25 protein-coding genes are annotated in these 22,985 nt (G+C 69.8%); 3 read left to right on the top strand and 22 right to left on the bottom strand.

What is annotated here, in order from left to right; all coding sequences use genetic code 11:
• Window positions 1-44 precede the first annotated feature (44 nt).
• From LUX31_RS21640 to LUX31_RS21630, 3 genes are read right to left on the bottom strand one after another with little or no spacing between them, the layout of a single operon-like run.
• Window positions 45-428 (bottom strand): hypothetical protein, encoded by a 384-nt coding sequence (locus tag LUX31_RS21640; RefSeq protein WP_235476583.1) that lies wholly within the window; start codon window positions 426-428, stop codon window positions 45-47.
• Window positions 425-625: a hypothetical protein gene (locus tag LUX31_RS21635; RefSeq protein ID WP_235476581.1), complete on the bottom strand. Its 201-nt coding sequence runs from the start codon at window positions 623-625 to the stop codon at window positions 425-427. Before LUX31_RS21635 ends, LUX31_RS21640 begins: the two co-directional genes overlap by 4 nt.
• A complete protein-coding gene (locus LUX31_RS21630; RefSeq protein WP_235476579.1) occupies window positions 622-930 on the bottom strand; it encodes a hypothetical protein in 309 nt (102 codons plus the stop codon). The genes LUX31_RS21635 and LUX31_RS21630 overlap by 4 nt, the downstream gene beginning before the upstream one ends.
• A 227-nt stretch (window positions 931-1,157) precedes the next feature.
• Here LUX31_RS21630 and LUX31_RS21625 point away from each other — a divergent pair, with 227 nt between their 5' ends.
• Together LUX31_RS21625 and LUX31_RS21620 are read left to right on the top strand one after the other, a co-directional pair.
• Window positions 1,158-2,051: a helix-turn-helix domain-containing protein gene (locus tag LUX31_RS21625; RefSeq protein ID WP_328285682.1), complete on the top strand. Its 894-nt coding sequence runs from the start codon at window positions 1,158-1,160 to the stop codon at window positions 2,049-2,051.
• Window positions 2,048-2,254: a DUF397 domain-containing protein gene (locus LUX31_RS21620; RefSeq protein ID WP_235476576.1), complete on the top strand. Its 207-nt coding sequence runs from the start codon at window positions 2,048-2,050 to the stop codon at window positions 2,252-2,254. Before LUX31_RS21625 ends, LUX31_RS21620 begins: the two co-directional genes overlap by 4 nt.
• A gap of 75 nt (window positions 2,255-2,329) precedes the next feature.
• On the opposite strand, the gene LUX31_RS21615 is transcribed toward LUX31_RS21620, so the two are convergent.
• The 16 genes from LUX31_RS21615 to LUX31_RS21540 all read right to left on the bottom strand — a co-directional run bounded on the left by LUX31_RS21615 (window position 2,330) and on the right by LUX31_RS21540 (window position 18,656).
• The gene (locus LUX31_RS21615) at window positions 2,330-2,782 is read right to left on the bottom strand and encodes a hypothetical protein (protein ID WP_235476574.1); all 453 of its coding nucleotides are present in this window, start codon (window positions 2,780-2,782) and stop codon (window positions 2,330-2,332) included.
• A 221-nt stretch (window positions 2,783-3,003) separates the two neighbouring features.
• A complete protein-coding gene (locus LUX31_RS21610; RefSeq protein ID WP_235476573.1) occupies window positions 3,004-3,264 on the bottom strand; it encodes a hypothetical protein in 261 nt (86 codons plus the stop codon).
• Between the two features lie 212 nt (window positions 3,265-3,476).
• Window positions 3,477-4,199 (bottom strand): 3-oxoacyl-ACP reductase FabG, encoded by a 723-nt coding sequence (gene fabG / locus LUX31_RS21605; RefSeq protein WP_235480006.1) that lies wholly within the window; start codon window positions 4,197-4,199, stop codon window positions 3,477-3,479.
• A gap of 65 nt (window positions 4,200-4,264) precedes the next feature.
• On the bottom strand, window positions 4,265-5,878 hold the full coding sequence (locus tag LUX31_RS21600) for an MFS transporter (RefSeq protein ID WP_235476571.1): 1,614 nt from the start codon (window positions 5,876-5,878) through the stop codon (window positions 4,265-4,267).
• On the bottom strand, window positions 5,866-7,314 hold the full coding sequence (locus LUX31_RS21595; protein ID WP_235476570.1) for a class-II fumarase/aspartase family protein: 1,449 nt from the start codon (window positions 7,312-7,314) through the stop codon (window positions 5,866-5,868). Before LUX31_RS21595 ends, LUX31_RS21600 begins: the two co-directional genes overlap by 13 nt.
• A gap of 10 nt (window positions 7,315-7,324) precedes the next feature.
• Complete coding sequence (locus LUX31_RS21590) at window positions 7,325-9,307, bottom strand: FAD/NAD(P)-binding protein (protein WP_235476568.1); 1,983 nt, start codon at window positions 9,305-9,307, stop codon at window positions 7,325-7,327.
• A complete protein-coding gene (locus LUX31_RS21585) occupies window positions 9,304-10,233 on the bottom strand; it encodes an NAD-dependent epimerase/dehydratase family protein (RefSeq protein WP_235476567.1) in 930 nt (309 codons plus the stop codon). The genes LUX31_RS21590 and LUX31_RS21585 overlap by 4 nt, the downstream gene beginning before the upstream one ends.
• A gap of 5 nt (window positions 10,234-10,238) precedes the next feature.
• On the bottom strand, window positions 10,239-10,820 hold the full coding sequence (locus LUX31_RS21580) for a hypothetical protein (RefSeq protein WP_235476563.1): 582 nt from the start codon (window positions 10,818-10,820) through the stop codon (window positions 10,239-10,241).
• Window positions 10,817-12,526, bottom strand: a complete 1,710-nt coding sequence (locus LUX31_RS21575; RefSeq protein WP_235476562.1) for a class I adenylate-forming enzyme family protein — start codon at window positions 12,524-12,526, stop codon at window positions 10,817-10,819. The genes LUX31_RS21580 and LUX31_RS21575 overlap by 4 nt, the downstream gene beginning before the upstream one ends.
• Window positions 12,513-13,271 carry a hypothetical protein gene (locus LUX31_RS21570; RefSeq protein WP_235476561.1) on the bottom strand — a complete coding sequence of 253 codons (759 nt, stop codon included), beginning with the start codon at window positions 13,269-13,271 and terminating at the stop codon, window positions 12,513-12,515. Before LUX31_RS21570 ends, LUX31_RS21575 begins: the two co-directional genes overlap by 14 nt.
• A complete protein-coding gene (locus LUX31_RS21565; protein WP_235476560.1) occupies window positions 13,268-14,536 on the bottom strand; it encodes a beta-ketoacyl-[acyl-carrier-protein] synthase family protein in 1,269 nt (422 codons plus the stop codon). The genes LUX31_RS21570 and LUX31_RS21565 overlap by 4 nt, the downstream gene beginning before the upstream one ends.
• Window positions 14,526-14,816: an acyl carrier protein gene (locus tag LUX31_RS21560; RefSeq protein ID WP_235476558.1), complete on the bottom strand. Its 291-nt coding sequence runs from the start codon at window positions 14,814-14,816 to the stop codon at window positions 14,526-14,528. The genes LUX31_RS21565 and LUX31_RS21560 overlap by 11 nt, the downstream gene beginning before the upstream one ends.
• A complete protein-coding gene (locus LUX31_RS21555; RefSeq protein ID WP_235476556.1) occupies window positions 14,813-15,097 on the bottom strand; it encodes an acyl carrier protein in 285 nt (94 codons plus the stop codon). Before LUX31_RS21555 ends, LUX31_RS21560 begins: the two co-directional genes overlap by 4 nt.
• Before the next feature lie 101 nt (window positions 15,098-15,198).
• On the bottom strand, window positions 15,199-16,626 hold the full coding sequence (locus tag LUX31_RS21550; RefSeq protein WP_235476555.1) for a class I adenylate-forming enzyme family protein: 1,428 nt from the start codon (window positions 16,624-16,626) through the stop codon (window positions 15,199-15,201).
• A 6-nt stretch (window positions 16,627-16,632) separates the two neighbouring features.
• Entirely contained in the window at window positions 16,633-17,829 is a 1,197-nt protein-coding gene (locus LUX31_RS21545; RefSeq protein WP_235476554.1) for a 3-dehydroquinate synthase II family protein, read from the bottom strand.
• Entirely contained in the window at window positions 17,826-18,656 is an 831-nt protein-coding gene (locus LUX31_RS21540; RefSeq protein WP_235476553.1) for a 2-amino-3,7-dideoxy-D-threo-hept-6-ulosonate synthase, read from the bottom strand. Before LUX31_RS21540 ends, LUX31_RS21545 begins: the two co-directional genes overlap by 4 nt.
• Before the next feature lie 244 nt (window positions 18,657-18,900).
• Here LUX31_RS21540 and LUX31_RS21535 point away from each other — a divergent pair, with 244 nt between their 5' ends.
• The gene (locus tag LUX31_RS21535) at window positions 18,901-20,223 is read left to right on the top strand and encodes an MFS transporter (RefSeq protein ID WP_443045984.1); all 1,323 of its coding nucleotides are present in this window, start codon (window positions 18,901-18,903) and stop codon (window positions 20,221-20,223) included.
• A gap of 96 nt (window positions 20,224-20,319) precedes the next feature.
• Here LUX31_RS21535 and LUX31_RS21530 read toward each other — a convergent pair whose 3' ends face one another.
• From LUX31_RS21530 to LUX31_RS37505, 3 genes are all read right to left on the bottom strand, one after another.
• Window positions 20,320-21,246 carry an RNA polymerase sigma-70 factor gene (locus LUX31_RS21530; protein ID WP_235476551.1) on the bottom strand — a complete coding sequence of 309 codons (927 nt, stop codon included), beginning with the start codon at window positions 21,244-21,246 and terminating at the stop codon, window positions 20,320-20,322.
• Window positions 21,247-21,313: 67 nt separating this feature from the next.
• The gene (locus LUX31_RS21525) at window positions 21,314-22,498 is read right to left on the bottom strand and encodes an NAD(P)/FAD-dependent oxidoreductase (RefSeq protein WP_235476548.1); all 1,185 of its coding nucleotides are present in this window, start codon (window positions 22,496-22,498) and stop codon (window positions 21,314-21,316) included.
• 104 nt (window positions 22,499-22,602) lie between these two features.
• Complete coding sequence (locus LUX31_RS37505; protein ID WP_268828177.1) at window positions 22,603-22,725, bottom strand: hypothetical protein; 123 nt, start codon at window positions 22,723-22,725, stop codon at window positions 22,603-22,605.
• Window positions 22,726-22,985: the final 260 nt, after the last annotated feature.

The raw sequence follows: 22,985 nt of genomic DNA, 5'->3' as shown, positions 1-22,985 counted from the left end.
AGAGCATTGGCCCGTGTTGCACACGCAGCCAACTCGGCCTGGCATCAAAGGGGTTCATCGACGTCTCCTGTCGCCGGTGCCGGGTGGTGGCAGGCGCAGGTGCACACGAGGTAGTGGACTCCGGGTACGCCGGTGTCGCGGGGTTCGGAGTCGCGGCATCCGGGGTGCTGGCCCAGGACGCAGCGGGGGGAACAGAAGGGGGCTTCCGCTGTCCAGGTCGGTTCGGGGGTCATCGCGTGGCCCCTTTTCCCGCCGAGGTCCGCTCCGCCGACGAGCGGAATCACGTACCAGCGTGCGCCCTTGGCGTCCTGGTGGTCGCCCTCGTGCCTCTTGGGGAGGACGCACGCGCCGGTCTCGCTGAGGATCGGTGCCCGGTAGAACAGCGAGGCGCGAACGGTCCCGCAGGTGTCGGTGGGTTGGGTGGTCATCCGGCGCCTCCGTCGTACGCGTGGCGGTAGGTGCCCCACAGCTCTTGTCCGGTCTCGCACCCGTCCATCGCCCTGCGGGCGGGCTTGCAGCCGACGCACTTGCGGGCGTGCTCGAACCAGAGCCGGTAGGCGCGCAGCATCGGCAACTCGGCCTGGCGTACGGCCGCTTGAACCCTGGTACCCCGCTGGCCGGTCATCGGGCCCCCACCGTGCTCAGCTCGGCGTGGACAACAAGGTCAGCGAAGGCGGGGAGGTAGGGCCGGGACAGTCGGGACGCCGAACCGTCCAGGGGCGCCCGGTCGGTGCTGTACGGCGACCGGCGCGCAGCGGGCACCCGTACCGCCGAACCGGCAAGTTCACTTGCGGTCGTGCTGGTCATGACGGTCGGCGCCGTCGTCGGAGGTTTCCGGCGGACGCCGGTCGGTGGGATCAGGCGGGTGAGGCCCCAGAGAACCAGGGTCACCCCAACCCAGTGCAGCGCGGCAGCGCTACGCTCGGCCATGTTCATCAACTCCTACCAGTTGGTGGGCCGTGCCCCGGGAGTCCTGACCGACTCGCCGGGGTCTTTTCGTCTCGGGATCACCGTCCTCCTCAACGTCCGGCATTCGCAATAGAATCTGCCAGTAATCAGTCTCAGTGGGAAAATTGGCACTTGCCAATGCATGCGCATGGCTTCCGCGGCGCGCGCACCGGATGCAAGGCTGAACACATCGCACGCAACGCGCGCACATGCGCGGGATCGGGGAGCACATGGCCGCAAAACCTCAGCCAACCGCCAGGCGGATCGGACTCGGCCATGAACTACGGCAGTTGCGCAAGGAGGCCAGGCTCACCATGGCTCAAGCTGTCGACGGCCTGAGCATCGACGAGAGCACCCTCCAGCGTGTCGAGACCGGCTGGAAGTCCTTCCGGCAGGCCGGCCACCTGCGGGAACTGCTGGAGCGCTACGGGATCACCGACGAGGATCAGATGGACCGCCTGGTCGCTCTCCAGCGGGAGGCGTCCAGCCGGGAGTGGTGGTTGGACGGCAGTACGAACATGCTCTCCGGCATGCCTCGCTTCCTCGGCATCGAAGCGGCAGCCCGGGAGATCCGGGCCTTCCACCCGTCCGTCATCCCGGGCCTGCTTCAGACCGAGGCATACGCGGAAGCCGTACACGAACTGCACAAGCTCATCGACGAAAGCACGACGGAGTTTATGCAGCAGAGCGTGCGTATGCGTATGAAGCGGAAGGAGGCGCTCACGCGTGAGGACGAGCCCGTGAAACTCTGGGTGGTTCTCAACGAACCGGCTCTGCGGTATCCCGTCGGCAGCGCGGACGTGATGCGTGATCAGTACGCCGAACTGATCGAGCTGGCCGCCCTGGAGAACGTCACCATCCAGGTTCTCCCCCACGGGGAGCGGGGTTACGTGGCTTTCCACGACGTGAACATCATGATCCTCGGCGACGGCCTGCCGACGACCGTCCAGAGCGACACCGCGATGCGGACCGTCGCCGTCACCGACAAGCCGCGTGAAGTCGGCCGGTTCTCTCGGATGTTCGACGCCATGACGTCGAACGCCCTTCCCCCGCGCGACACTCCGAAGATCCTGAACCAGCTATCGCGAGAGATCTCAGAATGAACATACAGCCGACCACGTTCACGGCATCCGGCGTGGAGAACTGGGTCAAGTCCTCCTACAGCAACAACGGCGGCAACTGCCTAGAGGTCTCCAAAGACCTCCCCGGCGTTGTCCCCGTCCGCGACAGCAAGAACCTCCACGGGCCGATCCTGGTTGCTTCCGAAGCGGCCTGGGGCTCCTTCGTGGAACACATCAAGCACTGACCGGAGGGCGGACTCCAGGGGCGCGTTGCGGCGCGCCCCTGGATCACCGGCCTTGGCTGTGCGCCAGGCCCGGGGCTACGTGACCTTGAGGCAGGCCTTCTTCTCGTAGCCCTTCCATTGGATGCAAATCTGCGTGTTCTTGGGGAACTTGGGCCCCGTGGTGCTCTGCATGGTGCCCCACGTGGTCTCGGACCAGCTGCCGGTGCTGTTGGAGCCCTTGACGGCCTTGCGCCAGGACTTGCCGACGTGGGTCTTGCCGCCCGGCTTCTTGTAGAGCCAGCGGGCGGAGGCGCCCGTCTTGGCCGGCCTGATCTCGGCGCTGACGAAGGTCACCGTGCGGGTGTTGGAGCCCTTCTTGTACTGCCAGATCACGCCTATCCCGTAGGTGCACCGTCCGGCGGAGTTCTTCCTGGCGCAGGCGGTGTCACCCTTGTCGATGACGGACGCGGCCTGAGCCGGTGTCGCGATGGTGATGGCGAGTGCTGTGGCCGCCCCGACGAGAAGTGCTTTCCCCGTTACATTCTGCACGAACTCAATGCTCCTTGATGGAGATGGTTTTGGGTGGGAGTCGATATCGACAATCGAGTATATGGTCGGCCGTCCGACTTCCTCGGCGGGAAGTCGATCTTGTGCCGTAATCGCCCCAGGTGTTTCACAAATAAACCGCCTGCCCGCTGCAACGCGCCCATTTGGCAAAGGCGACGGTGATCGGCCGACTGCGCGAAGCCGACCGCGGAATGCGTCAGAAGTCAGACCGCGCGCGTGCGCAGGCGGCACAGCATGCGTGCGGCCTCGAAGCCGATCGAGCGGGCGGCGGCGCCGACCGTGGCGCCGTGGTTGATGAGGTGCTCGGCGCGTTCCAGGAATTGTCCGTCAGACGGATAGAGCTGCCCGTACCACCGTCGCAGTGCCCTGATCGTCCGCCCGAAGCAGTGAAGGCTGACGACCTTGCCATGACGCAGCTCGGCAGTGCGGGGCACGGCATGCCGCCCGTGCGGAACGATCGGCATCGGATACTCGTCGGCCCGGGGATCACGGGGGAGGCCCGCGACCGTGGGCCGTGAGGTTGATGCCATGGCCGACGCGGGCGGGTAGACCGCTCAGAAGTCCCCCAGATGTAGAAGTGCACTTTTATAAACTGTGCTTTTGCATCTGGGGCGGCCGGGCATGTGCAGATGACGTGCCGCCCGGCGACCTCGACACCCACCTCGTACCTGCCCCCTCAATGCCCCAACCCCGCACCCCCGTCCACCGGAATCACCGCCCCCCGCACATACCCGGCCCCCGCCCCCGCCACGAACGTCACCGCGTCCGCGATCTCGTCCGGGTGGCCGAGGCGGCCCGCCGGGGTCTGGCGGAGGAGGTCGCGGCGCTGGTCGGGGGTGAGGGCGGCGCTCATGTCCGTTTCCGTGAGGCCGGGTGCGATCACATTGCAGGTGATGTCCCTTGGGCCCAGTTCGCGGGTCAGGGAGCGGGCGAAGCCGATCAACCCCGCTTTCGCCGCCGCGTAGTTGGTCTGGCCGGCTGAGCCGTGCAGGGCCGCCGTCGAGGAGATCAGGACGATACGGCCGTGGCCCTCGCGGAGCATTCCGCGTACCGCGCGCTGGGTGACCCGGAAGGCGCCGGTGAGGTTGGTGTCGATGACCGAGGCGAAGTCGTCCTCCGTCATCCGGACCAGCAGACGGTCGTTCGAGGTGCCCGCGTTGGCGATCAGGACCGTCACCGGGCCGTGTGCCGCCTCGGCCTCCTTGAAGGCCTGGTCCACTTGTTGACTGTCCGTCACATCGCAGCGTACGGACAGGAATCCCTCCGACGCTGGCGGCTTCCCGTCCCGGTACGTCACTGCGACCCGGTCGCCCGCCGTCGCGAAACGACGGGCTATCGCCAGCCCGATCCCCCTGTTCCCGCCGGTGACGAAGACCGACCGGGGAGTCGCCTGCGCCATCATGGCCTCGCTCTCCAAGTTCCTCTCCTCCACCCTCTGTTACCTCCTCTTCTCGGTTGCGTCCGCTACTTGGAATCCACCTTCGACGGGACTGCGGTTCGCGGTCTCGGTGGCCGTGTCCGCAGGCCCACCACCGATACCGCGAAGCCGATCAGGGCCAGGGCGGCGATGGAGAGGGTGGCCGCGTACATCGCGTCGAGGAAGGCCCGGTCGGCCGTCGTCGCCAGTTCCGGTAGGTGGAGGGAGTCGGCCAGGGAGCGGGCCGCCTCCGCGGACGTGCGGGCCCGGCCCGCGGCGGGAGCGGGCAACTCCCTTACCGCAGAAGGTAGTTCGGAGGTGTCCGACATTCTCGCCCGGTACACCCCCGACAGGATCGAACCCGCCATCGCCACCCCCAGCGTCCCGCCCACCTGACGCGTCACGCTGTTGACCGCCGACCCCGCACCCGCCAGCTGCGGCGGCACCCCGCTCATCATCACGGCCGTGACCGGCGTACCGACCAGGCCCATGCCGAAGCCCTGCACCCACAGCAGCGTGGCGATGAACCAGATGGGGGTTCCGCCGTCCAGCCAGGCGTACGCGATGTACGTGACCGCCGTGGCCAGGACTCCCGCCGCCACCGTCCAACGGGCCGTGAGCAGGCGGCTCATCGCCGGGGACGCCTGGCTGCCCAGGACTATGCCGATCGCGGCGGCGATCATCACCGTCCCGGCGTCGGCGGGGGAGAGGCCGCGCGGGCCCTGGAGGTAGAACGCCGCGTAGAAGAGGTGCCCGGCCAGGGCCATGAACGCGATCAGCAGCACGACGCTGCCCGCCGCGAACCCGGGCTGCCGGAACAGTCGTACGTCCAGACTGGGGGCCGGTGATCTGAGCTGGCCCGCCACGAACGCGGTCAGCAACGCGCCGCCCAGGAGGAGGGGGAGGAGGACGTGGGGGCCGTACCAGGTCCGGCCGTTGCCCAACTCGATGATCCCGTAGACGACTCCACCGAGGCCCACGACCGACAACGCCAGGCCGGGGAGGTCCAGTTGGCGACGCCTCGGACTCTTCAACTCCGGTACGACCGCTGCCACTCCGGCCATGCACAGCGCCACGATCGGCACGTTCACGAGGAACACCGAGCCCCACCAGAAGTTGCTGAGCAGCGCCCCGCCGACCACCGGGCCCACGGCCACGCCCAGGCCGCTGGACGAACTCCAGATCGCGATCGCCCGCGTACGTTTCTCCTCCGGGGTGCTCTGCACGATCACCGACAGCGTTGCGGGCATGAGGAGTGCGCTGCCCGCGCCCATCACGGCCCGCGCCACGATCAGCCAGCCGGGGGAGGAGGCGAACGCGCCTGCTCCCGAGGCCGCGCCGAACAGCGCCAGGCCCGCCAGGAGCGTGGTCCGGGGGCCGAAACGGTCGGCCAGCGCGCCGCCCGCGAACAGGGCGCCCGCGAAGACGAGGGTGTACGCGCTCGCCACCCACTCCAACTCGGCCGGGGACGCGCCCAGTCCGTCGGCCGGGTCGGCCAGGGTGGTGACGGCGACGTTGAGGACCGACGTGTCCAGCCAGATCAGCATCTGCGCGCAGACCACGACCAGGAGGACCGGCCAGGACGACCGGGGCTTCCCCGCACCGCTCGTACCGCCCGCGCTGCCTGTGCCGCTCACATCGCTCACTCTCACTCTGCCCATCGGACGACGCCTCCGTTGCCCTCGTATGCGCGTAGCGCTCGGTCGATCAGGGCGTCCGCCGCGCCCGTGTAGCGGGTCGGGTCGAGCAGGTCCGAGAGGTGGGCTGGGGTGAGGTTCCCAGACAACTCCTCGTGCGTAGTGAGGAGTTCGGTCAGTGGGCGGCCCGTTTCCGCCGCCTCCGCCGATGCCGTCGCGAGGAGCTTCTTCGCCTTCGCCTTGCCGAGTACCGGGGCCAGTGCCACCGCCAAGCGCTCGGTCACGACTGCTCCGCCCGTCAGGTGGAGGTTGGCCAGCATGCGGTCCGGGTGGACGATCAGGCCCTCCGCCAGCTCCACCGCCGTGTGCGCCGCGCCGCCCGCGAGGCGCAGTGCCTCCCGCAGTGGCTGCCATTCGGCGTGCCACGCCCCGGCCGGACGTTCGTCCTCGGCCAGCAGGCACTGCGCCAACACCAGTGCGTACGCCGGTACTTGGCGTGCCGCCGACACGATGAGCGTCGCGAGGGCCGGGTTGCGTTTCTGCGGCATCGCCGACGAGGCTCCGCGTCCCGTCGCCGCCGGTTCGGAGACCTCGCCGATCTCCGTACGGGACATTGTCTGCACGTCCAGCGCGAACTTGCCGAGCGCCCCGGTGACCAGCTGAAGTACCGCACCCAGTTCGGCGATCGGTGTGCGTACGGTGTGCCAGGGGAGGGTCGGTTCGGCCAGGTCGAGGGCCTTCGCGAAGGGGGTCAGCAGCTCGACTCCGCCCGAACCCTCGGACGCTCTTCCCGCCCCGCCGTCGAGGGCCGCGTACTCGCGGTACGCCGCCAACGTGCCTGCCGCACCGCCGAGTTGGGCCGGGAGCGTGGCCGCCACCGCCACAACTCGCGTACGGGCGTCCATGACCAGTTGGAGCCAGGTCGCCGCCTTCAGACCGAGGGTGGTGGGTACCGCGTGCTGGGCCAGGGTGCGGCCGGCCAGGACGGTGTGGCGGTGGGTGTCGGCGAGTGTGGCCAGGGCGGCGGCTGTGCGGTCGAGGTCGGTGGAGATCAGGGTCAGGACGCGGCGGGCGATCAGCATCGCCGCCGAGTCGAGGATGTCCTGGCTGGTCGAACCCCGGTGGACGTACTCGGCGGCGGCCGGATCCTTGGCGGCCACCGCTTCGGTGAGGGCGGGGACGAGCGCCACGACCGGATTGGCGGCGGCGCGGGCCGCGTGGGCCAGGGCGACCAGGTCGAGGTGGTCCGCCCGGGCCTCCGAGACGATGGCCGTCAGAGCGGCTGCCGGTGTCAGGCCCACCGCGAACTGGGCCTGGGCCAGAGCCACTTCCACGTCCAGCATGGCCTGGAGCCACGCCTCGTCGGTCACCTCGGCCGCCGCCGGCGTACCTGCCCAGGTGGGGGCGAGCAGCCCCGCGTCGGTGCCGACGGAGGACGCGGACACCTTCCTCCCGCTCATGCTCATCGGCTCATCGACTCCCTGCGCCTGATGTCTGACCACCCATCAATTCGCCTGCAGATAAGGGCACTTTCTGCTCGCCCAGCCTCAGCACCGCCCGCGCGATCGCGTCCGAGTCCTCCAGCGTCACCGAGCCCACGCCGGGTCTGATGCCGACCGCCGTCACCCAGCGCACCCCCTCCGTCGGCACCCCGAAGGCGAACCGGCGCGGGTGCGGTCGTCCCGACGCGTCCAGCAGCCTGGGAGCGCCGTCGGTCACCGCCATCCCGCCCGACTCGTACGCCTCGTGCGTCTCTTGGCCGCCTGGTCGGTACGGGGCACACCCGCCCTCCGCCAGCAGCCCCCGCACCAGCGGATCGGCGCTGCGCCGCACGTCGATGTCGGGCAGCCGCGCCTCGACCAGCGCCCTCACCAGCACCGGCGCCTCCGACACCCTCTCCGCGTCCACGAGGAAACCGGCCTTGCTGGAACCGGGATCACCGTCCGTCGCCCGTATCCGCACCCGCATCCCCGGCCCCACCACCTGCACCACCTCCGCCTCGATCAGCGCGATCAGCTGCTCGATCCGGAACGCGGGCGGGCCGATCGACGTGAACGCGTTCAACGGCGTGTACCAGCCGTCCAGTTCGGCCCGGTACGACGCACCGAAGACCCCGCCGTGGTCGACCACCAGCCGGACCTCGTTGCGCAGATCCCGCAGTGCGTCCAGCGCCGCCTTCAGTGGGCCGTTCACATTGCCGAGGCGGGCGGCGACGACATCCCGGCGCAGATACCCGAGCAGCCACTCCCGGAAGTCTGCGCGGGAGGTGAAATGCCGGTCCCCGTACGGGCGTTCAACGCGCCGCCAGTCCCAGCGCTCGTTCGGCGGTACGTCGTACCGGTCGAGGAGGACCGGCTCGGGATCGCGCCCCGCGAAGCAGGATCGTACGAACTCCGCTGCCGCCCAGGGGCCTTGGGCGGCCCGGATCCACGCCTCGTAGTAGACGGTCCGTACCTCGCGGTCGATCAGCGGCCAGATGTCCGCGCGGAAGCCGACCGGGCGGCTCCGAAGTCCGGCGATGACCTCCGGGGTGAGGAAGCGCGGGTGGTGGCGGCCGAGCGCGCCCTTCTCGTTCTCGCCGCGTGCGTGGTACGGCACTCCGCGCCGCGAACCGGCATACAGCACCGGCTCGTTGCCGCTCGGGATGTAGACGAGGCCCGCACCCCGGTCGCCCTGTTTGAAGGTGCCGCCCCGGCCTTCGGTGAGCAGCGCGAGCTGGTCGAAGAAGTTCAGGCCGAGCCCGCGCAGGGCGACCGGGCTGCCCGGCTGGATGCCGCTCAGATCGGCGTCGGCCGGGTTGGCGGGGCCGACGTAGGCCAGGCCCGTATGCCCGGCGGCGAAGGAGCGCAGGTCTCGCTCCTCGGGAGCCGGAGTCAACTGCCCATGTCCCAGGGCCAGTACGACCGCGTCCATCCCGGCCAGCCGTTCGCCGCCGTCCGCCAGGGTCACGGTCTGGCGCCCGTCCGGGGTGTCGGCCAGGGCGACGGCGGTCGAGCGGTGCGTGTGGACCGTGACCCGGTCGGGGGCCGTACGTAACAGGTGCCGGAAGACCCACTCCAGGTAGTGGCCGTGGAAGGCGCGGGTCGGATACGTGTCCGGTCCCAGTTGCCGCGCCTCCGCCAGGACCCGGGCCGGGTACGACCCGGGTCCCAGGGCGCGCGCCCACTCGTACAGGCTCGGGCCCGGTATCGACGGGCCCGCGCACGGCACGCTGTCGTCGGTGAACAGGGTGACCTGGGAGGCGACCGTGTTCATCAGCAGTTCGGGCGGCTGGTCGGTGCGCCACACCGCGCCCGGCCCGGGCGGGTACGGGTCGACGAGGTGGACCACGACCGGGCGGCCCGCCTGGCCCGCGTTGGCGCAGAGCCGCTCCAGGATCGAGAGCCCGCGCGGACCGGCGCCGATCACACACACGGTGAGAACCTCACCCGGACTGGGCGCGGGTTCGGTCATTCCTGGCCCAGCCCGTCGCGCCAGCTCGGCCGCACCGGCTTCCAGCCAAGTGCCGTACGGGCCTGGGCATTTGATGCCCCGGGCGCCGAGGTCAACTGGTGGGCCATGAACCAGCCGAGCAGCCGGGGTGCCATCGCCGCCGGAATCGTACGAGGGGGAGGGGCGCCCAGCGCGTCGGCGTAGTGGGGCAACCACTGTGCTGCGGGGGCCGGTTCGTCGTCCGTGATGTGGAAGGCGCCGGTGGCCTCCGACTCCACGGCCGCCACCGCCGCCCCCACGGCGTCCTCCACATGCAGGAACGAGGTGATCCCGGCCCCGCCCTCGGGCAGCGGCAGCTTCCCCGCCAACACCCGTCCGGCTGTGCCCCCTTCGGTACGGGCGTACGCGGTGCCGGGGCCGTAAAGCGTCCCGTACCGCAGCACCAGCCCGCTCAACTCGGAGGAGCTGTCGAGAACTTGGGACTCCAGGTCGGCTACGGCCCGTACGGTGGCCGCCCAACCCGGGTCCGGGGCATCCACGTACAGTGGCGCGCTCTCGTCGACGATCGCCTCACCGGTCGGCGCGGCGGCGAAGGCGATGCTCTGTGCGACCAGCCGCCGGGCACCGGCGGCGCGGGCCGCAGCGATCAGGTTGGCGGTGCCCTCGGTGCGCAACCGGGCGGTCCGCGCGAAGGCTTCGGGTGGGTCGTCGCGCAACAGCCGTAGTGCCGAGAGCTGATGAACGACCACGTCGGGGCGTACGTCCGACACGGCGGCCAGCAGCGCGGCACGGTCGAGGGCGTCGGCGACCACGATCGTGTCAGCCTCGGGGGCGCGGGCCCGGGACTCCTCCCGTACCAGCGCGCTGACTTGGTGGCCGCGCGCCCGTAACGCGCCCACCAGCGGATGTCCGACCACGCCAGTGGCTCCGGCGACAAGTATCCGCACGGTGCTCAGTCCTCCGTACCGTCGTGAGTGGCGGGATGTGCGTGAGTGAGGGGGGTGCGTACGCGCATCAACAGGCGGCACGCCTTGTCGCCGTCGCGCAGACAGGTCTCGGCGCGGTTCTCGGTCAGGGTGACGCCGAGGCCCTCGGACCAGCCCGCGTGGATGTCGGTGCACGGGCAGCGGTAGCCGTCCAGCGAACCTGCCATCCGCACCATGGTGATGGCGAAGTTCCGACGCAGCGTGAGGACGATCAGCCCGTCGTTCTCGCCCTCCTCCTCAACTTCCGTGGAGGCGTTGCGCAGTTCCGGCGGGAACATCCGGTCGCCGCAGTCGTCGTACCGGCGGCGGAGTTCCTCCAGATCCTTTCGGGCGTCACCGGTGTCGGGCAGCGGGCCGGAGAGGCGGCCGACACGCTGTCCGACATGCGTCGCGACCTTGCGCAGCGCTTCAGCGTTCAGCTCGTTGGCGGCCTCCTGCCCGAACCGACTTGCCACCGCCTGATACCAGTTGGCGTCGTGCTGCCACCACAACCGGTACGCCTCACCGGCCCGGGCACGGTGGTTGACGCCTTCGGGGCCCGTGTTCATCGGCGCTCCTCGGCGGCGGGGGCGGCAAAGGAGGCGGTGAATCGGTCGCGCATGACCCGCTTGAGGACCTTGCCGGTGGCGCCCTTGGCGACGTCGTCGGGCTTCATGCGCAGGGCGCGGGTCATAGGGGGGAAGCCGGCAGCCTGGAGTGCCGAGTTCACGCGTTCGGTCAACTCTCCGTCGCCGAGGCGCTCTTCATCTGCACCCTCATCTTCATTGGAGAGCTGGAGCAGCGCGTACGCGTCCGCCACTCCGTCGCCGTCCCAGTCCGCCCGTACGCCGTCCTGGGCGACCCCGACGACCGTGCAGTCGGCCAGCTCGGGCAGTTCGCGGAGCAGGAGTTCTTCGGTGCGGGTGCTGAAGACGACACCGGCGCGGGTGCGGATGGCGTCCGGGGCGCGGTCGAGGTGGTAGAAGTTGCCGTCCTCGTCCTGGTGGGCGAGGTCACCGGTGAGCCAGTAGCCACCGAGGCGCATCCGGTTCCAGGTCAGCGAGTCGTTCCAGTAACCGGGCGTGAGCGTCGGGGACTTGAGGCCGAGGCGGCCGATCTCACCGGGCGGCAGCGGGGTGCCGTCCTCGGCGAGAACGGCGGCCTCGGCGAAGCTGATCGGCCTGCCGACGCAGCGTGAGTAGGCCGAGGTGTCCTTGGTGTGCCGGTTGTGGAAGACGGAGTAGCCGGCCTCGGAGGAGCCGAGCCCGTCGACGAAGACAGAGCCGTCGACCCGTACCCGTCGCAGATCCTTGCCGATGGTCTGGTGGCTGCCGTGCCGTACGAGGGCCCGGATGTGCGCCTCGTGTGCCGCGTCACCGGTGTTGAACCACACCTGCACGCTGGAGAGATCACGGTCCGTCAGATCCTCGGCGGCCATCTCGCCGAAGGTCCCGGCGAAGGCCAGCACGGTGGTGGGCCTGAACTCCTCGATGGCGTCCAGGACTTCGGTGCCGCGCTGGCTGGAGAGGAGCTTGATGTCGGTGCGCAGGAGCAGGCAGTACAGCAGCGTTGCCACCATCGCGTTGTGCGCGCCCGGGAGTCCCACCAGCGTCCGTTCCATGTCGGTGCCGGTGGAGTAGCGCAGGCGGTGCAACTGCGCGTACATCAGCGTCCGATGGGTGTGCGGAACTCCCTTGGGCATACCGGTGGTTCCGGACGAGTGCGAGATGAGCACCGGGTCGGTCGGATCGTGCCGGTAGGGGTAGGCGGACGGGAGCGAGGCGCGGTGCTCGGGGCGGATGTCGGCGGCGGTCACACAGAAGCCGAGGCCAGAGTCCGGTCCGGATGCCGACGCCAGCACGTCGTGGTGCTCCCGGTCAGTGAACGCACCCACGGCGCCCTGCCGGCGTACGTACTCCCGCGCGATGTCCGGCGGCAGGTTGCCGTTGACGAACGACGGGATCGCGCCGAGGGACGTCAGCGCGAGGAAGTTCACCGCGAACTCGGCGCTGGAGTAGGAGTGGAGGGCGACGGGGTCACGGGGCCGGACACCCTGGGCGGCGTACCAGCCGGCGTAGGTCTCGACGACCTCGCACAACTCCCCGAGGGTGAGATGTGCGGGACAACTCCCATCGGGAGCCTGCCAGTTGCCGTCCATGCGCAGGACGACCTCGTCGAGCGGACGCTCGTACGCCGCAAGCCGCGCCAGGACATTACCGGCGCCCAGTTCGGTGTCGGAGCAGATCCGGGCCCGCTCCTGCCTACTGATGAGCATGGGTATGGGGCTCTCTTGTCTCGGTTGTCTCGGTTGTCTTGGTGTGGGTGGCGGCCAGCTCGAACAGGGTCTGGATGCTGCCGAGTTGACCGGTCGTCGTTGCGGTGGGCCGGACCGGAACCTGCGACGCCCCGCTGTCTCCGGAACGCCCGAGCAGCACGGCCGCCGCCAGTCCGGCAGAGGCGGGAAGGACCGGCACCGGACGCGCGCTGTACTCGGCGTATTCGGCGGCCAGTTCACGGTGCACGGCGGCCACGCGCTCGCCGCCCTCCAGCTCCACACCGAGCACCAGAACCCGGTCCAGCTCCGGGTCCTCCAGCAACAGGTCGGCCATGGCGAGGAGTTCGTTCAGCGGGTCGGCGAGGGTGGAGAGGCTGAACATCTGGCCGGTGATCCCGAACTCCCGACTCATGTGCCCCAGCACGGAGTTGGCGGTGGCCTGCATGAACAGCAGCGGGTTGTGGACCCGCCCGGACACCATGCGCGAGCTGGCCAGATCGGCGGTGGTGGTGTCACCCGCCAGACTGACGAGAGCCACGGCGGTACGGTCCCCGTCCCCGGGGCACGCGGTCAGACACCTCGCGGCGACCTCGTAAGCCAGCGGACTGAACGCGGACTCCACGAAGCCCGGCAGCTTCGGCAGCGCGATGTCGTCGTCCCGGCCGGTGCCGTGGGTGGCGATGGCGGCGGCGAGGACGGAAAGGGAGGGGGAGGGGGAGGCGGGCAGGACTACGGAGTCGGTCATGGCCGCTCCAGGACGAGTGCGGTGTTGGCGCCCCCGAAGGCGGCGTTGATGGTGAGGGCGCGGCGAGGATCGGCGGGGCGCGGCTTGTTCGGTACGTAGTCGAGGTCGCACTCCGGGTCGGGGGTGCCGTATCCGGCGGTCGGCGGGAGTACGCCGTCCAGCAGGGTGAGCATCGTGATCACGAACTCCACGACGCCCGCGGCTTCCAGGAGGTGACCGGTGGTGCTCTTGGTCGAGCTGACCGGTATCGACTCGGCGCGTTTCCCGAAGGCGGCGCGCAGGCCGCGCGTCTCGGCGCCGTCGTTGTACTTGGTGCCGGTGCCATGGGCGTTGATGTAGTCGAGGGACGCCCCGTCCGGATCCCCGGCCAGCCGCAACGCCTGCCGGGCGGCCCGTGCGAGGCCGGCACCCTCCGGGTGGGGCTGGGCGATGTGGTGGGCGTCGGTGGCGGCGCCCCATCCGACGACCGAGGCGAGCGGCCGGGCCCTGCGCCGCCGGGCGTGCTCGGCGGACTCCAGTACGACGGCGGCGACCCCGTCGCCGAGCAGCAGCCCACTCCGCTCGGCACTGAACGGACGCACCATCCCGTCCCGCGACAACGCCCGCCCGGAGTCGAACTTCCCGAAGGTCTCCTCCTCGACGAGATACCCACCCGCACAGACAGCGACATCGACCCGCCCGGCCGAGATCAGCCGACACCCATGAATGATGGCGGCGGCGGACGCAACACAGGCATTGGTGAAGGTGAGCCGGGGCCCGGTAATCCCGAGGCCTCCGGCCAGTAACTCGGCCAGGTGCGCGGGCACGGCATCGGCGAGATGCGAGGCGGTGTCTGTGCGGCTGCTATCCGACTCCGCCGCGTGCAGCGCCCCGATAGGGGCGCGGGGAACTGCGCGACCAGCCACGGACGGCCCGCGGCTTTCATCCGACCCCTCCCGCGGAGCGTTCCGCCAGTACCGCGTAACACCGCTGTGGTCACCGGCAACTCCGAGCAGCACAGCAGCCTCGGCACCCCGACCCAGCCCGGCCATCCCAACTGCATCGTCCCCACACCGCCCGAGCGCACGCCGCAACGCCCACCCCTCCACCGCGTCCGCCCCGTCGGGAGCCGCAGCCGCGAACGCCGTACGGTACGGCCCGGTATCGAACCGAGTAGTGGGCCGAAACGCCGGCACCCCCGCGAACACCCCGCGCCGCAAGGCATCCGCACCCTCACCGAAGGCGGTCCGTACGCCATACCCGGTGACCGTCACTTCACGACTCACCCCGAACGCCCCCTTCCTGGACGCCCCGCAGATATCCAGTGAGCCGCCGGAGCGACGTGAGCCCGGCGATCTCCTCGTCACTGGGCTCGACGACCAGCCCGTACCGCTCCTCCACCACATGAAGCAGCCACACCAACCCCAGGGAATCCAGGACGAGTTCGGCATCCTCGCCGAGATCGTCGGGCAACCCCGGGAACACCTTTCGGTCGGACAGCAACTCCCGTACGGAGTCGATGGTGATGTCGGTACCGGTACCGGCGGCCCCCGTACTCGTACTCATGCCTTCGCACCGCGACGGACGACCTCGGCGACGAGCCCGCCGAGGGTCAGGGTGGCCAGGGGTTCGATATCGGTGTCCGGGATCTCGACCCCGAACCGCGACTCCAGCCGCAACGTGAGTTCGATCAGGCTCAGGGAGTCGACATCCAGCCCACCCACGGTCACCGGACTGTCGTCCGTGATGCCGTCGCGGCTCATCAGGATGTTCATGTCGTCAACGACCGCGCCCAGAACAAACTCGCGGATCTCGTCTTCCAGGGTAGAAGTACTCATGGCCAACATCTCCAGAAAAAGGGGGAGTAGAGCGCCCCGACAGGGGCGCGGGGAACTGCGCGACAAGCCACAATGGGCCAGCAGCCAACCGACAACCGCGACAAGCGGCCCTACCCGGCGGAACGCAAAGCGGCGGCCTGCCGCACCAACTTCCCGTTGGAAGTACGAGGCAGCGAATCCAACACCCGCACAACCCGAGGCACCTTGAAATCAGCCACCCGCTCCCGACACCACCGCACCAACTCCTCGGCGGAAGGCCGTTCGAAACCCGCCCGCACCGCGACATACGCCTCGGTCACGCCCTCGTGAACCAACACCGCCTGCTCAACGGCAGGATGCTCGCGGAGTACGTTCTCCACCTCGGTCAGATCCACCTTGAGCCCGCCGATGACGACGAGGGAGTCGGCCCGCCCCCGCACGAACACCGCGCCGGTCACGTCGACCTCGGCCCGGTCCCGGGTGTGCAGCCACCCGTCGGCGTACTGCGTACCGCCCGAGTCGAAGAGGTACGGCGACTCGTCGAGGGCGACGTCGAGTTCGCCCCGTTCGACACGCACCACCACACCCGGCGCCGCCCGCCCGACAGAGGGCCGCAGCGTGCCACCGACGTCGATGGCGACGATGCCGGTCTCCGTGGTCCCGTACGCCTCACCCACCCCCACGCCGTACCGCCGCGCGAACTCCGCCGCGACCTGCGGGGGCATGATCTCGCCGCCCGACACAGCGACCCGCAGGTCAGGTAGGTCAGGTAGGTCAGGCAGTCCGGTAAAGGCGCCGGAATCGGGTGCGGCGACGAGGAGTTCGTAGTGCGCGGGGACGCCGAACACGGCGGTGATCCGGTGTTCGCGCGCGGTCCGCAGGATGTCGCGGGCGGAGACGCGGGGCGCGAAGACGACGGAGACACCGGCGGCGAGGGAGTACAGCAGGCCGCCGATCAGTCCGAAGCTGTGCGCGGTCGAACTGAGCAGCAGCAGCCGGTCGCCCTTGACCGGCATCCCCGGGACCCCGGCGAACCGGTCCACCTCGGTGGCGAGCGAACGGGCCGTCCTGCCGATGACTTTCGGCCGTCCGGTGGAGCCGGAGCTGAACTGGACGAGCCGGTGCCCGGTGGTGGCCGGGAGTCCGGTTCGGCGCCGCTCGGTGAGCACCTCGTACTCGGACCGGAAACCGAACGTGGCCCGGACGTTGGACCCGGCGCTGACCATGAACTGCGGCCGGCAGGAGCCGCACAGCGCGGCCACCTCGGGCGGCTTGAGCCGGAAGTCGAAGAGCAGCACCTGCGCACCGAGCCGCCACAGGGCGAGCAGTACCTCGATCTGCGTGAAACTGGGCGGAGTCCGCAGCCCCACGGTGGAGCCCGGCCCGATGCCGTACCCGGCGAAGACGGCGGCCTGCTTGCTCACCCGCTCACGTAACTCGCCCCGGGTGACCGTCTCCTGTTGGTGTGTCAGATACGGCAGCCGGTCGTCGTGCGCGTCGAACAGCCGCAGCACCAGCACGCCCAGGTCTGATGCGAGATCTGATTCGAGTTCGGGCATCGAACCTCAGACCTCCTTGCAGAACTCGCCGATGGGCAGGCCCACATGGCGCTTGTCGGCGGCCAGATAGCCGAGCAACTCGTCCCCGGTCTGCAGCTCGGTGACGTTGAGGACCTTCCCGCCCGGGCCGAGCACCCGTACATGCCAGTCGTCCTGCACGGTCAGACTGACCAGCCGGCCGTCCTCGGCATGGGTACGGATCTCCAGCAGCGGCCGGGACTCGAGCTTCGCCCGCCCGACGACGACCCGCCGGGTACGCCCGTCGGCGCCGACGGCGAGCAACGCGCTGCCGGAGCCGACCTCGCTGAGGTAGCTCGTACGGTTGTCAGGGCCGAGCGTGTACGAGTGCAGGGCACCGGCGTTGACCCGGAACGGCCTGGTCGGCATGTACGGAAGCGGGTGTGTCTCGCTGCAGCACAGCACGAACCCGGAGGAGTAGGAGCCGACGAGGATGCCCTCGTCCTCCTCGAAGTGCGAGCAGGTGTCGACACAGACCCGGTCGCCGAGTCCGACGTGCCGGATGCTCTCCACGGTCAGTGTGGACAGCTCCAGTTGGGGCGTCGTCGCCTCCAACAGCCGGGCCAGCGCGAACACTTCGTCGGCGCTGCGGGGCGTGAAAAGGATGCCGTCCGAGCCGCGCTCCAGCACGTCGAAGACGATCGCCGCCTCCTCCAGACCGTCGACGACCGTCACCAGCTTGCCCTCGGCGGACTCGGCCGCCGCGAGCACGATCTCCAGCGGGATCTTGGTCGGATCGGCGAAGTGGATCACCGTGTACGGCAGCACCATCGCGCCCGCGCAGGACAGTTGGAGGGTGCGGTCGTCCCGTACGTCGATGAAGCCGGAGACCTGTCTGCCACCACCGGTGTTTCCGGTGCCGGCGCGGCGATCGGCGGCGAGGGCGTCCAGCTCGTCCTGGGTGGCGAACTTCCGCAGGAGCACGTCGATTCCGCCCCCGGCCGGGGACTTGGCCTCCTTGTCCCCAGCCTTCGCCTCCTTCGCCTCCTTGTCGCCGAGCTTCTTCACCGCAGCAGGCGCAGGCCCTCCTGGAACCAGCACCCGCGTGACAGTCGGCGGCAAGGTCCCGAGCAACTCCGCGTCGGAGGCCACGACTCCCGCCATCCGGGCGTGGATTGCCGCGTCCACCACCGCCTGGAGCTGCGGACGGGGAACCTCACGCAGGTCGATCCATGCGAACCTCATGCCACTCCTGCCACGATCGTCGAGTAGTTAGTCATGTGCATGTCACTAGAGAGACCGCCCCCGGAGGAGCCGCCCCCGTGCACGACCGCCGACAGCCGGGACACCAGTGCGGCGGGCGCGGGGGAGGAGAAGATCCGGCGCCCGATCGCCAGCCCCCGGCAGCCGGTCGCCATCACGGCGGTGCCGTACTCGACGAGGTCGGAGCCGTCCGGGGGACCGCCGGCCGCGAGGACGGGGATGGGACTGTTGGCCACCACCTCGGCCATCCGCTCGATCGGCAGGGCGACGGACGTCTTCACCATGTCCGCGCCCAGGTCGGCGGCGACGTTGGCCAGATGGGCGAGGAGGGCGGGATCGCGCGGGTCCTCGATCCGGGGCCCGCGCGGATACACCATCGCGATCAGCGGCATGCCCCACGCGTCGCAGGACCGGGCCACCGCCCCCAGGTCGGCCAGCTGCTGGGCCTCGGTGTCCGAGCCGATGTTCACATGGACGCTGACCGCGTCCGCGCCGAGCGTCAGCGCCTCCTCGACGTCGGCGACCAGCACCTTGGCGTGGACGTCGGCGGAGCAGGCGGTGCTGGCGCTCAGATGCACCACGAGCGCGCAGGTCCTCAGGATGTCCGGCGCGAAGGAGCGGGCGCGTCCCTTGTGGACGATGATCCCGTCGGCGCCGCCGGCCACCAGCGCCCGCAGCAGGTCGTCCCATTTGTCGGCGGGGACGATTGGACCGTCCGAAACGCTGTGGTCGAGAGGTATGAGCAGATGACGGTCGTCACCCGCGAGCGAAAGTCTTCTCAAGCGTAATTGCTTGCCCGTTTTCAGCATGGGAATTGCGATTCTCCGTGTCCGAAAATCGATGGTTGTAGAACTTTCAAGTTATGCGGACACGAGCATTCTCGTGTGGCTGCTGGTTGGCAAGGTGTAGCCGCGGGGAAATTTTTATACGGCTGGCGGCATGAGTATTGACAGCCAATTGACAGGAAGTGTTTCTTGTCGAAATTGAATTTCGATGATTAGGGTGACTCCCCTTCCCAATCAGGACCACCTCAGGACCTGGAAGTGACCCCCCATGCCTGAATTACCGACAATGACCGTTTCCCCACAACGGTCGGAAAAGACCGAGGCACCGAAAGTCGCCGTCGCGAGTCTCGTCGGCACGACGATCGAGTACTACGACTTCGCCGTGTACGGCACCGCCTCCGCACTCGTCCTCGGCCCCGCCTTCTTCCCCTCCGGCAACGCGACCCTCTCGTCCCTGGCCGCGTTCCTCACCTTCTCCGCGGCCTTCCTCTCCCGCCCCCTCGGCGTCGTCCTGTTCGGCACGATCGGTGACCGGCTCGGGCGAAGACAGGCCCTGGTCGTCTCCCTGCTGCTGATGGGCGTGGCCACGGTCGGCGTGGGTCTGCTGCCCACGTACGAGACCGCCGGACTCCTCGCCCCCGTACTGCTGGTGACACTCCGTCTGCTCCAGGGCGTCAGCATGGGCGGCGAGTGGGGCGGGGCGGTGCTGCTCGCCGCCGAACACGCGCCGCCGGGCCGCCGCGCGCTGTACGCGTCGATCCCGAACATCGGCCCCTCGCTCGGCTTCCTGCTCTCCACCGCGGTCATCCTGCCCACCATGAACATCGTGGGCATGGAGGGCTTCACCGACTGGGCCTGGCGCATCCCGTTCCTGCTCAGCACGGTGCTCGTCGTGGTCGGCCTGTGGGTACGGACGACGGTCTCCGAGTCCCCGGTCTTCAAGGCCAGGACACACACGCCCCAGCCGGAGTCGGCGCCCCGCTTCCCGCTGGGCACGCTCGTCAAGCAGTACCCCGGCCGGCTGCTGCTCGGCACCGGCGCGGCGATCGGCGGCTCGGCCGTCTACTACCTGACGATCGTCTACAGCCTGTCCTACGGCCCACAGGAACTCGGCATCCCCCGGAACACGATGCTGACGGCGGCGAGCATCGGCGCGGCGGCCGGAATCGCGATCACCCTCCCGGTGGCCAGGCTGTCCGACCGGATCGGCCGCCGCCCGCTGATGCTGGCCGGGGCCGTCGGCTGCGTGGTGTGGGCGATACCCATGTACGCCTCGCTCAGCTCACGCAACGGCCTGGTGATCACCGGCGCCTACACGGTCGGCCTGATGTTCCTCGCGCTGATGTTCTCCCCGGTGGCGGCCTTCCTCGCGGAACTGTTCCCGGCCCGGATGCGCTACACCGGCGCCTCCGCCGCGTTCATCCTGGCCAACACCTTCGGCGGCGGCTTCGCCCCGTCGGTCGCCACCTGGCTGAACAGCCACTGGGAATCCCCGCTGGTCCTCGGCTTCTACACGGGTGGCCTCTGCCTGGTGAGCCTCCTGTGTCTGCTGGCGCTCCCGGAGACCCGGGAACACGAGTTCGACGCCTGAGGCAGACAGGGGGCCAGGAGCCAGAGGTCCCGGGCTCCTGGCCCCCCTCGCCCCTGTCTCCCCTGTCCCCTGTCTCCTGTCGGCTCAGCTCTCGGCTCAGCGGGAGGTGAGAGAGGCCTCGGACTCGACGCGGGTGAGCTTCTCGGGATTGCGGACGTAGTACAGAGCCGTGACCCGGTCGTCCTCCATCCGGACGGCCAGTACGCCGTCGATCACGCCGTCCACGCGCAGGACGAGCCCGGGGTTGCCGTTGACCGTGGTGGGCTCACCGGTGAGGATGCCGCCGGCCTTGCCCGCGCTGCCGGCCATGTAACGGAGCACCTTGTCGACGCCGACGACCGGCTTCAGGGCCGCCATCCTGAGCCCGCCGCCGTCGCTGACGAGGACGACGTCCGGGGCGAGCACGTCGAGCAGCCCCTGGAGGTCCCCGGTCGCGAGCGCCCGCTGGAACGAGTCCAGCGCCGCCCGGGTCTCCTCCGGGGAGACGGGTGTGCGCGGCCGGCGGGCGTCGACGTGCTTGCGGGCGCGGTAGGCCATCTGACGGGTCGCGGAGGGGGACTTGTCGATCACGGCCGCGATGTCCTCGTAGCCGAAGTCGAAGACCTCGTGCAGGACGAAGACGGCGCGCTCGGTCGGCGAGAGGGTTTCGAGGACGAACATCAGGGCGAGCGACAGGCTCTCGGACAGGACGACGTCCTCGGCCACGTCCGGCGCGGTGAGCAGTGGCTCGGGCAGCCAGGGTCCGACGTAGGACTCCTTGCGCCGTTTCAGGGTGCGCAGCCGGTTGAGTGCCTGCCGGGTCGTGATCCGCACCAGGTACGCGCGCGGGTCGCGCACCTGGGCCAGGTCGACCTCGGCCCAGCGCAGCCAGGCCTCCTGGAGGACGTCCTCGGCGTCCGCCGCCGAGCCGAGCATCTCGTAGGCGACGGTGAACAGCAGGTCCCGGTGGGCGACGAAGGCCTCGGTCGCGGGGTCGATGACCGGGCCGGGGTCGGGGACAGGGTCGGTGACGTGGTCGTCCATGTCGTGCGCTTACCTCTCTCGCGGTCGGTCCCCCATGCCGGACGGACAGACCCTGGACAGACAGACCCTAGGCGGCAGGCCGCGTGTCGGACGGTGTCGTACGGCCGGTGATGTCGCCGTGGGGGGACACGTGGGCCGGGCGCGAACTTGCCTTGCGTGCCCCGGACACCAGCTTGTTGAGGGTGAACCGGCAGGCGATCTCCTTGACGCCGGCGCCGGTCCGTCCGCTGATGCTGAGCGCGTTCACCTTGTCGTTCGGGTACGAGAACTGGGTGACGCCCTCCTTCCGGCCGAGGCTGAGGCACTGCCCGGCGAAGAACATCCGGACCGGAGCGGGCGTCTTCCCCGAGATCCGGCGCAGGATCGTGTCGGCGGCGGCCGGGCCCAGCTGTACGGCGGCCTGGCAGCTCATCCGGAACGGGTGGTCCGGCATCACTCCCGCGTCCCCGGCGGCGACGATGCGCTCGTCGTCCACGCTGGTGAGTGTCGTGTCGGTGAGCAGCCGGCCCGCGGAGTCGGTGCGCAGCCCGCTGCGGGCGGCCAGGTCCGGGACCCGGAAGCCCGCCGTCCAGATCGTCACCGCGCCGGGCACCTCGCGGCCGTCGCCCAGCCGTACGCCCTCGCCCGTCACCTCCGTCACCTGTGCGCCGGGACCTTCGAGGACGGTCACACCGAGCCGGGCGAGCCGACGGGCGACCGGGCGGCGGACCCGGGCGTGCAGGGAGGGGCCGAGCACGTTTCCGCAGACCAGGGTGACCTTGCGGCCCGTTTCCGCCAGCTCGGCGGCGGTCTCGAGACCGGTCGGACCGGCCCCGACCACGGTCACCGAAGCCGACGCGGGTGCCGCGTCGAGCGCCGACCGCAGTCGTTCGGCGCCCTCGAGGTCGGACACCCAGTGGGCGAACTCCGCCGCTCCGGGCACACCGGGATCGGCGGCGCCGCTGCCCACCGCGTAGACGAGGTAGTCGTACGAGAGAGTGTCACCGCCCGCCAGCGACACCCGGCGCTCGCCGGCGTCGATCCGGGTCGCGCTGTCGACGACCAGCCGGACATTCCTGCCCAGCACCTCGCCGAAGCCCTCGACCGCGTCGTCGGAGCCGGTCACGAGCTGGTGCAGCCGGATCCGCGAGACGAACTCGGGCCGCGGATTGACCAGGGTCACCGACACACCGACGCGCCGAGCCAGCCGGTTGGCGGCCGTCACACCTCCGTACCCTCCGCCGACCACGACCACCTCGACGTTCTCGTTCATGATGTCTCCCTAGTGCTGTCGCCCCGTCGGCATGGAGACACCGCAGCCTCCTCCGGCGTAACAACCCACGGATGAGACCTGGCCCACATCGCACGCGGCGCAGGTCAGTGGGCGGGGAGACCCGCCGAGGCGAGCCACTGGGTGGCGATCAGCGCGGCCACGGCCAGCGCCGTGACCCACGCCAGGTGCCGGTTCGTCCGCGGCCCGTGCAGTGGTGCCTTCGTCATGTGTCCTACTCCCTCGCCGCTCGTGTCACCCCGCGCATCTGCCCGGGTCCCGGCAGCCCAATCTGCTGCCTCGGAGGGCAGCTCCGCCTCGGCCGAACGGCCGGAACCCACGGACCGAAACCCCCTCTGTACTGGCCGAACGGTGGAGGCGGAGGTTCCACGGCGGGCGGCAGACTGATCTCTCGTCAGAAACACGTCGGATCTTTTTCCAACCCGGCGCCACCCCCGTCCGTCTCTAGGCGCGAGTCGTCCGGCGTTCG

This window comes from Streptomyces sp. GQFP, from assembly GCF_021545335.1.
Lineage (GTDB): Bacteria > Actinomycetota > Actinomycetes > Streptomycetales > Streptomycetaceae > Streptomyces.
This window is presented reverse-complemented; position numbering and strand designations above follow the sequence as displayed.